This is a genomic window from Rhodoligotrophos sp. CJ14 (genome assembly GCF_038811545.1).
GTDB classification, from domain to species: domain Bacteria; phylum Pseudomonadota; class Alphaproteobacteria; order Rhizobiales; family Im1; genus Rhodoligotrophos; species Rhodoligotrophos ferricapiens.
Genome location: NZ_CP133319.1, coordinates 1,166,510 through 1,178,762, shown reverse-complemented (window position 1 = coordinate 1,178,762; position 12,253 = coordinate 1,166,510). Strand labels below are relative to the sequence as shown.

Genomic DNA, 12,253 nt, shown 5'->3' with positions numbered 1-12,253 from the left:
AAGTTAGCATGTCTTTCCTTCGCAGCGTGACGCTCAGTGATCCTGGTCCCATGGTAAGGGGGGACGGTGTCATGCTGCATGTTCCGCAGATGTCGGACTATGAAGAATGGGCGGCGTTGCGTGAGTTGAGCCGGTCGTTTCTCGTGCCCTGGGAGCCGACCTGGCCGGCTGATGATCTGACCCGGAGTGCGTTTCGTCGCCGACTGCGGCGATATTGGCGGGATGTCCGCGAGGATCAGTCCTATCCGTTTTTCGTCTACCGGTTGCCGGATGAGGCGCTGGTCGGCGGGCTTACCTTAAGTAATATCCGGCGGGGAGTCTCGCAGAGCTGCTCGCTCGGCTACTGGATCGGGCAGCCCCATGCGCGGCGTGGCTATATGTCGGCAGCAGTGCGTGCGATCATTCCCTTCGTGTTCGAAACGCTCAGGCTGCACCGGCTCGAGGCTGCGTGCCTGCCGACAAACGAGGCATCGATCCGGCTGTTGAGAAGCTGTGGGTTTACTGAAGAGGGATACGCAAGAGGATACCTGCAGATCAACGGTGTGTGGCGAGACCACCTCTGTTTTGCAATACTCAGCAGTGATTCTCGCCCCTGACGAAGGCAGACTTCCGGGCCGCCGCAGTGGAGAAATCAGCCCTCGTGGGGTCGTGGAGGTCTTCTCGTCCGGCGTGCTATGAACTGCCTCAGTGCACTGATAGGTAATTAGGGTTGTGCCTGGGGCGATGCGAGAGTACCAAGACGCTCCAAGAGCTTATGCTTAATGCTTGAGCGCCGGCGCGCGCGGAGATCACACTGGTCCGCTGCGGCGCGCTCCAATGTAGGAGACCGAGCGGCTTAATGTGGCTGCGTGCACCAATTCTTCTGCTCGTGCTTGGCTGGATGTTCATCTATCCAACGGAGGCCGGCGCGCGGGACGTCGTGGCCACGAATTTCAACGCGCCGAGCGTCGATCTGACGGGCGTGATCGAGTATCTGGAGACCTCGAACAAGGAAATCGTCGTGCCCGTGCCGGCTGGAGATGGCGGGCGGGAAACGGCGATGACGGTCACCGCAAAAGGGCCTGGGACCACTCACCGGTTTGCGGCTTTCACGCTCTATAACGAGGAGCCGCTGCCACGGGATTTCGTGCTGGTCGCGCGCTGGCCAGGCTATATCGGCTCAGGCCTGTTCTGGCCCAGGTTCGGCGGGATGCAGGTCCTGAACATGCAGGGGGCGCCAGGGCTGCAGCCGCAAAGGCTGGCGCAATCGCATTCCGATACGTTCACGCTTCGGCTGAACCCGGGAGAGACAGTGACCTATGTGGCGGAGCTCACGGGAGGAGATATCGATCATCTGACCCTGTGGCAGCGGGCCGCCTATGACAAGCAGCAGCAGCAGCTGTCGTTCTTCCGCGGCGTGGTCCTCGGGATCGCAACCCTCACCGCCGTGTTCATGCTGTGCCTGTTCATCATCAGGCTGCAGCCGGTGTTCCCCGCGGGCGCATTGTTTGCTTTTGCGTCGGTTGCGTTCATCGCACTCGAATTCGGCTATTGGCCGGTGCTGTCGCCGGTGGTGTCGGATGTCGCGGGTCCCGAGCTTCGCTTCCGGGCAGTGGTCGAAGCGCTGATGGCCGCCGGCGCGATCGCATGTCTGCTCACCTTCCTTGACCTTCGACGACGGATGCCGAACCTCGGTTATCCCGTGCTCGGGGTTTTTCTGGGAAGCTTGGTTCTGGCCGTTGCGGCCTGGTTTGCGCCCGCGGTCGGCATGGGCCTTGCGCGGCTCCTTCTGCTCCTGACGGCGATCGGCGGATTCGGGCTCATCGTCTTTTTCTGGCGACAAGGTGTGATCCGCGCCCAGGCTTCGCTGGTTGCGTGGTGCTTCCTGCTTTTGTGGACGCTGTGCTCGACAGCGGCCGCCCTTGGCTGGATGGGAGTCGAGATGGTCTCGCCCATCCTCGCTTGGGGCCTGGTGCTCGTTTTGCTCACGATGGCCTTCACCCTGACCCAGTTTGCGTTCAATCAGGGGGTCATCAATAGCCGTTTCTTCGAGGATAGCGGTCGGCGTGGCCTTGCGCTTGCCGGGGCCGAGCAGATCGTGTGGGATTGGAACGAGGCCACCGGCACGCTGTTCGTCGGGCCCGAACTCGAGCGGGTGCTCGGCCATGCCAAAGGACGGATTAGCCGCGGCGGCCTCAAAGGCTGGCTCGAGCTCATCCATCCCTATGATCGCGACGCCTATGTGAGTTCCGTCGAAGGGGCGGTGCAGCGTGGCCGCGGCACCTTCGCGCAGGACTTCCGGTTGCGGCGGGGAGATGGAACCTATCGGTGGTATCAGCTGCGCGCGAGATCGCTGCCCGGTGATCTTGGTCGCGCCGCGCGCTGCATCGGAACGCTTTCCGATATCACGGCGACCAAGCGCGCCGAGGAGCAGCTTCTGACCGATGCCGTCCGCGACAGGATCACGGGGCTGCCCAATTACGCGTTGTTCATGGACCGGCTCGAACGAGCCATCCGCCGCACGGAGGCGTCCAGCAATGGCGAGCTCCATGTGCTGATCATCGATCTCGATCGGTTCAAGAGTGTCAATGACAGTCTTGGCTTTGCGGTCGGTGACAGCCTGCTCCTCACCATCGCACGGCGCCTCGCGTCGGTAACGGGACCGAACGATACGCTGGCAAGGCTGCATGGGGACCGTTTCGGGATCATTCTCACCTCGGTCGGGGCCAATCAGCGGATCGAGCCTTTGCTCGAAAATCTCAGGAAGCTGATTGCCCGGCCCGTGCCGCTGCGGCCACAGGAGATCTTCCTGACAGCCTGTGTCGGGGTTGCGCAATACCAGCGGGACAAGGCCCGGCCGGAACAACTGGTCAAGGATGCGGAGATCGCCCTCTATGAGGCGAAGCGCCAGGGTAAGGATTCGCTCGTGGTGTTCACGCCGGCCATGCGGAACAATCAGCCGGCGCGGCTCAGCCTCGAAGAGGATCTGCGTCAGGCGCTCGAGCGCAATCAGATCGAGGTGGCTTACCAGCCGGTGTTCCGCTTGCATGACAAGACACTGGCCGGGTTCGAAGCGCTGGTGCGCTGGCGGCACGAAAGATACGGGCTGCTCGAGCCGGACGCCTTCATGCAGGTTGCGGAAGATCTCGGCCTGATGAACGAGCTTGGCCGGTTCGTCCTGTCACAAGCCGCTCGACAGCTTGGCATCTGGCAGCGGGCCTATCGATCCAACGAGCCGCTGTTCATGACCGTCAACGTGTCCTCGCGGGAGCTGATCAATCGCGACCTGATCGACGAGGTCAAAACCGTATTGTCGCGCGAGGATCTCGTACCGGGCACGCTCAAGCTGGAGCTGACCGAAACCATCCTGATGGAAAACCCCGAGCTGTCGGTCAAGATTCTCGAGAGGCTGCAGCAGGTCGGGGTCGGCATTTGCTGCGATGATTTCGGCACGGGCTATTCCGCTCTCTCCCATCTCAAGCGGCTGCCGTTCGATACGATCAAGATCGATCGCTGCTTCCTGGAAGGGGAGGCGGATGACGAGGCCGCCCAGATCATTCTCGAATCGATCGTGCTCCTCGCCCATGACCTGGGCATGGACACGGTGGTCGAAGGGATCGAGAGCGTCGATCAAGCAGACCGCCTGCGTGAACTGGGCTGTGATTTCGGCCAAGGCTTCCTGTTCGGGGCGCCCATGGGAGCCCGGCAGGTCATGGAGGCATTCGGCGGCAGTCATTCGATCGCCGGGCGCGGGTCGCGCAGCATCCGTTCTGCATCCTTCTGGCAAAGGTTGATTGGACGGGGCGAAGAGGCCGGGGAAGGCGATCACGCGCCGGAGCAGGCTGCCACCTTCCGGAAAGGCCTCGAGATGCCCGAGCCGGTGCGTGCGCGGGTGCCTGAGCCGCAGGCAAAGCCGCCGGCACCGCCAGCGCGCGTGGCAACCATGCCGCGTCCCCCTGTTGCCGCGGCGACGCCTCCGGCCGCCCCGGCGGATGCCGAGCCACGGCAGCATGAGCTCACCGAAGCATCATCCAGCGAGATGGCAGAGGAGCGGGCTCTGGCGGATAGGCCTGGCGCTGAACCGGAGGTCCGGCCGGACAGAATCGCCGCTGAAGCTGCACCCGTGACGCCGCTGCGACCAGAGGTGTCCGTGCCGCAGCATGCCGCCATGGGTCCGCAGTCACCGGTCAGACCGGCGGTTGGGTCCGTTGCACCAGCAGCCCAAAATCCTGCTCCTTCGACAGTGCAGAAGCGGCCGCTCACGGTTGTCGCGACACGATCCGGCACCACGCCCATGGCGAGGCCGGCGGCGATGTCGCCTGCTGCAGCAGCAGGCGCAAGCGAGGGTCGACGTCCATTCGTCCCCTCACGACCGCCGGCATCCGCGGGCATGCCAACCAGGACGTCCACGATCGCGGGCGGCGCTGCCGCTTCTTCAAGATCGATCGCCTCGCCGGTTCGACCGGGACAAGGCGGGGTGAGCGGCGGGCTTGGCCAGGCCGGCATGGGCGGCAGCCCGAGAGCGGGGCAGATGGCCGTGTCCCGCAGCGAGCGCATGCCGCCTCGTCCGAGCGGGCAGGACAATCGGGCCGATCTCGCACCAACGCCTTCGTCAGCAACCCCGACCGTTGAGGAAAGCGGTGGGCGAGATGCCAAACGAGCAGGCTTTACCGTCGGGCTATGGACGCCGGCGGAAGAGGTGCCCGTTCCGGTCGAGAAGCCATTGGACGAGCTGGCGAGTATCCTGCCCGTAGGCGGACCGGAGGATGCATCCACCGCTGCTGATGCAGCTCAATCCGAGGCTGATCGGGTATCAGCGATCGCCGCGAGCGGGATTGCGAATGCCGATGGCCCGCAGGGCCAGGGCGCTGATGCGGAGGATGATGACGCCGCGCGCGCCAGGACCGAGAAGGCCAAAGTCGAGAGCGCCAGCACCGAGGGTTCTGATACCAAGGCCGCCAGCGCCGATGCGCCAATGGCTGTAGAGCAAGCCAGCGACGAGCGGATGGATGCTCGCGCTGCTCCAGAGGCCCCGGTGCAGCCAGAGCTAGGCCAAAGCGCAGAGCCGCAGCCCGACAGCCTGCAGCCGCGCGTCACGCGTGAGAGAGCTGCATACCGGGACCGCGCTGCGCTTGCAGCGAGCCTTGCTCAGCCGGTCACCGGGCGGGGTTTCGAGGCACAAGTCGCGCCGAGGCGGACTGCCCATGACGGCTTCAAGGTCGATCTCGCGAGACAAGAAGCGGGAATTAACGCTGGTGCTATGGATGCTGGCGTCGAGAATGCTGAGATCGGGAATGACGAGCCGTGGAACGATCGCACGATCGCCGGTCTGGATGGCACTGGTCTGGATGGCACTGCGTCCCGGACCGACCGGGCGCCCATCGTTCGGTCACTGCCTGAAACCGAGCCGGCCGTATCGCCCGCATCCGAGGATATGGCGGGCGAAATGTCCAGCGAGAGCGCCCGACACGAAGGGGCGTCGGTCATTATCATCGTCGCGCAGTCAGACGAGACCGCTGATGATATGACGCCCACCGGGCTCGATGGGGAGAAATCAGCCAGCGTAATAAGCGCTGTCGTCGAGGAAAAAGTCCAAGCCCTGAGCGGTCCCTCCGGGGAGAGCGCGTCAGGCGCGGATGATGACGGCTCCGACCTAGGGGATGGTGAGGAACGGGCGAGGGAAGAGGCTGCTGAACCGGCCGATATCGCCAGTGCCCCGCAGGATCAAGGGCAAGATGCATCCTCAGATGAGTCTGGCAAGCGGCACCATCCTGCCGAGACCGAGCCTAGCGATGATGCGGGGCTGAAGGAAGAAGCCCAGTCGGAACCGCTGGGCACGCCTGAGATGGCCGCCGAGGCGCCGTCTGATGCGGAGGAGACAGTCTCCGAGGATGATCGGGCCGGTGTTGAGAGCGCTGCTGCATCTAGCGAACCCGAGGAGGAGGCATTCGCCGGATCGATGGCCGCTCGACAAGATGATGTGGCTGAAGCCGAGCAAGTCGAGGATAGGGCGCGGGAGCCGTCGGTTCCGTCTGGCCCAATCGCGCCCGTACCCATGTCCGCGGTCGTGGCGCCGGTGGCGGTTGTTCTGGATGCCGTGAGCCAATCTGCGAGAGCAAGGCCCGAGAGCAATCGTGCCGAGCGGCAGGCCGTGAATGGTGAGACCCCCGCGAAACCGGCCATAGCGGCTGAGCTTCCACCACCTCCGCCGCCACCGCCGGTTCGCCGCCGCACGACCACTGCGCCGCATGAAGAGACATCCGGTGGCGTGCAGGCCGCAGCGGCGGCCCGGACGACACCTGCGCCCGCGCTCAAGGCCGCCGCGAACCCGCCGCCTGCAAGCGATCCCGAGGTTACGCCCCCGGTATCGCGGGATCGGCCGCCACCGCCGTTGCGGCGCCTGCTCAAGCGGCAGAAATCTCAGCCGAAAACGCCGAGCTGAGGCTCGCGCGCCTGTCCTAGGGCGTTTTCGCTTTTCTTTGAACCGGGAAGCCCCGCCTTAAGTTCTTGCCTGGTCGCATTTTCTTGACGCGAACGTCCTCCTCGCTCGAAAATGCTCTGGCGATCGCTGCCGTTTTGGATCAGGCGGGTGGTTTTGGTCCGGTCCGCGCGCAAAATGTTTGGATTGGATCAGACGATCATCCTTCGCGCCGAACCAGGGCGCGCAGAAGCATCCAAAATTGAGGACTTTGGTCAGGCGTGTCCGAACTCGGCCGACAAGAGCCGCGGGTCGACCCCGATTTTTCGCATGGCGCGGTCATATTTGCTGGCAAGGTCCGGCGCGAAAAGAAGGTCCTCGTCCGGCTCGCAATGCAGCCATCCGTTCTGATGCAACTCACGCTCGAGCTGGCCCGGGCCCCAGCCGGCATAGCCAAGGGCGAACATGGCTCGACGTGGGCCGCGGCCCTGCGCTATGGCGCGCAGAACATCGAGAGTGGCGGTGAGGCCCACGCCGTCATCAATCGACAAAGTACATTCGCTGGCGAAATAGTCGGAGGTATGCAGCACGAAGCCGCGTCCACTCTCCACGGGACCACCGAACTGGACCGGCTTGGAGCGGATCTCGTCGGAGAGGCTAATTCGCTCTTCCGCGGGAAGAATGTTCACGCGCTCGAGCAGATCGGGAAAGGTGATGTGACTGGCCGGCTTGTTCACCACGATGCCCATCGCTCCCTCAGGCGAATGGGCGCAAATATAGACCACGGAGCGTGCAAAGCGCTCATCGCCAATGCTGGGCATGGCGATTAACATCTTGCCGTCGAGGTAATCACCCGACTTCATGAAACCACCTCCAGATCCCGATGAAGATACCCCGAATCCCGACACGCGAAAAGAGTTTGGCCACCCTGCCGGATGTTTGACAGAAACGTGACTTCATCCGCCTTCTTCTCGCGGCACAATTCGCGTAAGGCCATAACTCATCGGATTATCGGGAGTTGCCGCCGCATGCTCAGAAGATGGGTAACCATGAAGTCAGGGGCAATGATCGCCTTCGCGGCGACGGGCTGGCTTCTCACTACCCCTGAGACGGTCAACGCGTTGGATACCCGATCGGGTCTCGAAACAGTTGCGACACAGCATGGCACAGTGAAGCTCATCCTCGCAGAGCGGGATGGCAAATCCGCGGATATTACCGCCGGTGTGCAGATCAAGCTGAAGCCCGGCTGGAAGACTTATTGGCGCACACCGGGTGATTCGGGCATACCGCCGAGCTTCGACTGGTCGCGATCCAGAAACTTGGAGAAGGCGGAGATCAAGTGGCCGGTACCCCAGCGTTTCACCGAGCATGGTGAGACCATTTACGGCTATCGTGACGAGGTGGTCTTTCCCGTTTCCGTGTGGCCGAAGAACTCCGACGAGCCGGTGAAGCTTTCTCTGTCGCTCTTTTACGCGGTTTGCCGAGAGATCTGCGTACCGGTGCAGGCGGATGTGCAGGTTGAGACCGATGCGGCCGGCCGGGATAATGAGGGTATCGACAGCCTGAGGCGATTCGAGGCCATGGTGCCACAAGCGCAGGTGGATGGGCTTGATATTGCTGGGCTAGCGCTCGATGACAGCACGGCAGAGCCCGCGCTCAAGGTCACGCTCAAAACGATAGACGCCGATACGCCGATCGAGATCTTCGTCGAGAGCGAACGATCGGGCGCAGGCTTTGGCGCGCCAGAACAGGTCGCCACCAAGCAGGATTTGCGCGAATTTCGAATCCCGATCGAAGCGGGGGCTCTGGCCAGGGACAAAGCGGTCGGCGCGCTCACGATCACGGCGGTGCAGGGCAAAAAGGCGCTCGCGCGTAAGCTTCAGGTGGAATAGCCTCTGCGCTTCATCGGCATGCTAGTGCGTTGTCGCTTTTGTCCGACCGTTGTCACTAGGCGGCGCGGTATGCTCTAGCTGTCGTCGCAAATGCAATCAGGGGAACAGGTATGACCATTCAAGTTGGCGAGCGTCTGCCGGACGCGACTTTCACAGCGGTGACCCCGGACGGTGTAAAGCAATACAAGACGGGCGAGATTTTCGACGGCCGCAAGGTTGTGGTGTTCGCGGTGCCGGGGGCGTTCACGCCGACCTGTCATCTCAAGCATCTGCCGGGGTTCGTCAGGCATGCTGATGAGATCAAGGCGAAAGGTGTCGACGCGATCGCGTGCATTGCGGTCAATGATGCCTTCGTGCTTGATGCCTGGGCCAAGACCACCGGGGCGGATGGCAAGATCCAGTTCCTCGCCGACGGGAATGCCGACTTCACAAAGAAGATCGGACTCGAGCTCGATGGCTCAGGCTTCGGCCTGGGGATGCGTTCCAAGCGCTACGCGATGGTCGTCGAGAATGGGGTGGTGAAGGCGCTTCATGTCGAGCCGCAAGCCGGTGAAGCCACCGAAAGCGGTGCCGAGGCCATTCTCGCCGTTCTCTGACGGCATTGCTGCCGGCTCGCTCGCCCGATCGGCGAGCCGGTGTCTGGTGCGTGAGAATAATGGTACGGGCGCGGCTGATGGAGTTTGCCCGCTATGAAGCCGAGGCCCGCTTCGCGTTGAGGGCAACGGTCGCGGGAGTTGCTACCTATCTCCTGGTGGTCTGGCTGGGTTTGCCGCAGGGCTTCTGGGCGGTGGTCACCGCAGTCCTGGTGGTGCAGGCCAGTGTCGGCGGAACCATCAAATTTGCGATCGACCGGTTCATCGGCACGCTTGCCGGTGCGGCCGCCGGCGCGGTTGCGGCGGTCCTTATTCCGCATGATACGACATTCGGCACGGGGGTTGCGATCGGGGCAGCGCTGCTGCCGCTCGGTTTCATCGCGGCACTCAAGCCAAGCTTTCGAATCGCGCCGGTGACGGCAATGATCGTGCTGCTGAGCCCCAGCCATCTCGATCCGGTGACGTCCGCCCTGGACCGGGTGCTCGAGATCGCGCTGGGGGACGTCGTGGGGATGATCGTGGCAGTGGTGTTTCTGCCCGCACGCGCCCACCAGCAGGTTGCAGATACAACCAGCAGCGTCCTTGACCAGCTCGCCGATCTGGTGGTCCTGCTCGGCACCGGAATTAGCGGGCATCTTGATCTTGCGGCCGTGCAAAGGCAGCATGCGGCTCTCCGGCAGGCGCTTCGCAAGCTTGACGGTACGATGGATGAGGCCAAGCGCGAACGCGACCACCATCTGAGCGGCGGGCCCGATGCCGAACCGATGGTGCGAACCGTGAACCGGCTCCGCTCTGATCTCATCATCATCGGGCGTGTTGCCGCAAGCCCGGGACCGCCCGATCCCATGCCCGCCGATATCGCCGATGCCGTGGATGCGGTGATGGAGCACGGGGCGGCATTGCTGCGCGACATGGGCAGATCTCTCCGGGATCGGACTCAGCCGCCAGCATTGGATGGCTACAGCAAGGCGGTCGATCGGTTCAAAGCCGGGCAGGGGCGGCATCGCCGGTCGGAGTCACCCAGCCCGTCCATGGCAGCCCGCCTTGCGGTACTGAGTTTCGCATTCGATCAGTTCACCAAGGATGCCCGCGATATGGCCGGTCGGGTGGCAGATTTTGCAGCGCGGAGAGCTGCGCTTGAGTAGGGCGATCGCCTATCGCTGAACGGCCCACTATGCCCTTTACAGCGGCAGCGCCCCGGTTGCAAATAAGGTCATGGATGCTGACCTATTTGCCTGGCTCGTTTCTGCCACCGGCTTTGCGGCCTCGATGAGCGGTTCGCCAGGGCCCAACAACACGATGGTGGCCGCCTCGGGTGCCAATTTCGGCTTTAGCCGAACCATGCCGCATATCATCGGCGTCACCATCGGCTTTCCCCTCATGCTGGTCGCAGTCGCGCTGGGGGCGGGAGATCTCTTCAAGGCCTATCCGGTGATCCACGATGTGATGAAGTGGATCGGCGCGGGCTATCTCCTGTGGCTCGCCTATCGAATCGCCACCGCGGGGCCGGCGGTCGAGACACGTCCGTCCGAAAAGCAAGACTGGTCCGCACCAGACCAGCGGCCGAGTTCAGGAAGGCCTCTGTCCTTCCTGCAGGCGGCGCTGTTCCAGTGGGTCAATCCGAAGGCATGGATCGTGTGCTTGAGCGCGGTGGCGACCTTCACCAACCCGGACGGGTCCCACATCCTCGTGCAGGTCGTGGTGCTTGCCATCATATTCGGGCTGGTCACCGTCCCGAGCCTTGCATTCTGGACGCTGACCGGCATTGGCGCTGCACGGCTGCTCAAGACGGCGCGCGCCTTTCGGATCTTCAACATGAGCCTTGCAGCCCTGCTCATTCTGTCGCTGCTGCCGCAGCTTGCGAGCCGGTAAGGGCGCAGGTCAGGACATTGATGCGGGCTTGCGCCGATAGGGGGCGAGAGCCGCTCGGGCCAAAGCGTCAGCCCGCTCATTCTCGGGGTGGCCCGCATGCCCCTTGACCCAGTGCCAGGTCACGTCGTGGAGGGACAGCGCATCCGCCAGGCGCTGCCATAGCTCGGCATTCTTGACCGGCTTGCCATCAGAGGTCTTCCAGCCATTGGTGCGCCAGCGATGGATCCACTTCATGATGCCATCGCGCACGTAATTCGAATCCGTGTAGAGATCGACCGCGCAGGGCCGCTTCAAGGCCGACAAGGCTTCGATCGCCGCGGTCAGCTCCATGCGGTTGTTGGTGGTTTCTGGCTCGCCGCCCGAGAGCTCCTTCTCGATGCCGCCATAGCGCATGACTACACCCCAGCCGCCCGGTCCCGGGTTGCCGGAGCAAGCGCCGTCTGTAAAAATCTCCACCCGTGAAGCGGCCATAAGCTGGTATTTTCGGCCCTACTGCGCCACGGCCTGACGCAACTCGCGGGGCAGTTTGAAGGAGACGTTCTCCTTGCGCGTCTCGATCACCTCGACCGCGACAGCGAAGCGCTCGCGGAAAGCCGAGACGACCTCCTCGACCAGCACTTCCGGCGCGGACGCGCCGGCGGTGACACCGAGGGTGCGGATGCCTTCCACCAAGGACCAGTCGATATCGCCCGCGCGTTGGACCAGCATGGATTTGGAGCAGCCGCTCTTCTTCGCGACCTCGACCAGGCGCTGCGAATTCGAGCTGTTCGGCGCACCCACGACGAGCAGCATGTCGCAACGGGGCGCCATCTCCTTCACCACCTCCTGGCGGTTGGTGGTGGCATAGCAGATGTCCGCCTTATGCGGCCCGACGATGGTTGGAAAACGGCGGTGCAGGATCTCGACGATATCTTTGGTGTCGTCTACGGAAAGCGTCGTCTGGGTGATATAGGCGAGCTTGTCGGGATCGCGCGGCAGGAAGCTTTCCGCTTCCTCGGGGGTCTCAACCAGGATGATGGCGCCGTCGGGCAGCTGCCCCATGGTGCCGATCACCTCGGGATGGCCCGCATGGCCGATCATCACGATCTGCAGGCCGCGCTCGTGATGGCGCTCGGCCTCCATATGGACCTTGGAAACCAGCGGACAGGTGGCATCGAGATAGAACAGATTGCGCCTGCGGGCCGCTTCCGGCACCGCTTTGGGCACGCCATGGGCGGAGAATATGACCGGCCGGTCGCCATCGGGAAGCTCGTCGAGCTCTTCGATGAAGATCGCGCCCTTGCGCTCCAGATCCTCAACCACATAACGGTTGTGCACGATCTCGTGGCGGACATAGACCGGTGCGCCATAGCGCTCCAACGCCAGCTCGACGATCTCGATCGCGCGGACCACGCCTGCGCAGAAACCGCGCGGGGCTCCCATCAGAATGGTCAGCGGCTGTTTTTCGGAAGCGGACATCGCGCAGCTGTCTCCGCGGAGGCTAGAGTTTCAGGCCATAT

General features: G+C 63.3%; 9 protein-coding genes. 6 read left to right on the top strand and 3 right to left on the bottom strand.

Annotation, left to right across the window (positions count from 1 at the left end; all coding sequences use genetic code 11):
- The first annotated feature begins 8 nt into the window (after positions 1-8).
- Together RCF49_RS05410 and RCF49_RS05405 are read left to right on the top strand one after the other, a co-directional pair.
- Positions 9-596, top strand: coding sequence for a GNAT family N-acetyltransferase (locus RCF49_RS05410; protein WP_342643017.1), 588 nt, complete (start codon positions 9-11; stop codon positions 594-596).
- Between the two features lie 242 nt (positions 597-838).
- Positions 839-6,421, top strand: a complete 5,583-nt coding sequence (locus tag RCF49_RS05405; RefSeq protein ID WP_342643016.1) for an EAL domain-containing protein — start codon at positions 839-841, stop codon at positions 6,419-6,421.
- Positions 6,422-6,672: 251 nt separating this feature from the next.
- Here RCF49_RS05405 and RCF49_RS05400 read toward each other — a convergent pair whose 3' ends face one another.
- Complete coding sequence (locus tag RCF49_RS05400; protein ID WP_342643015.1) at positions 6,673-7,260, bottom strand: YqgE/AlgH family protein; 588 nt, start codon at positions 7,258-7,260, stop codon at positions 6,673-6,675.
- A gap of 186 nt (positions 7,261-7,446) precedes the next feature.
- Here RCF49_RS05400 and RCF49_RS05395 point away from each other — a divergent pair, with 186 nt between their 5' ends.
- From RCF49_RS05395 to RCF49_RS05380, 4 genes are all read left to right on the top strand, one after another.
- Positions 7,447-8,289 (top strand): protein-disulfide reductase DsbD domain-containing protein, encoded by an 843-nt coding sequence (locus RCF49_RS05395; protein WP_342643014.1) that lies wholly within the window; start codon positions 7,447-7,449, stop codon positions 8,287-8,289.
- Between the two features lie 110 nt (positions 8,290-8,399).
- Positions 8,400-8,885, top strand: a complete 486-nt coding sequence (locus RCF49_RS05390; RefSeq protein WP_342643013.1) for a peroxiredoxin — start codon at positions 8,400-8,402, stop codon at positions 8,883-8,885.
- A 59-nt stretch (positions 8,886-8,944) separates the two neighbouring features.
- Complete coding sequence (locus RCF49_RS05385; RefSeq protein WP_342644127.1) at positions 8,945-10,027, top strand: FUSC family protein; 1,083 nt, start codon at positions 8,945-8,947, stop codon at positions 10,025-10,027.
- Positions 10,028-10,097: 70 nt separating this feature from the next.
- Positions 10,098-10,754: a LysE family translocator gene (locus RCF49_RS05380; RefSeq protein WP_342643012.1), complete on the top strand. Its 657-nt coding sequence runs from the start codon at positions 10,098-10,100 to the stop codon at positions 10,752-10,754.
- Between the two features lie 9 nt (positions 10,755-10,763).
- On the opposite strand, the gene rnhA is transcribed toward RCF49_RS05380, so the two are convergent.
- On the bottom strand, positions 10,764-11,225 hold the full coding sequence (rnhA, locus tag RCF49_RS05375; protein WP_342643011.1) for a ribonuclease HI: 462 nt from the start codon (positions 11,223-11,225) through the stop codon (positions 10,764-10,766).
- 18 nt (positions 11,226-11,243) lie between these two features.
- Complete coding sequence (gene ispH / locus RCF49_RS05370; protein WP_342643010.1) at positions 11,244-12,212, bottom strand: 4-hydroxy-3-methylbut-2-enyl diphosphate reductase; 969 nt, start codon at positions 12,210-12,212, stop codon at positions 11,244-11,246.
- Positions 12,213-12,253: the final 41 nt, after the last annotated feature.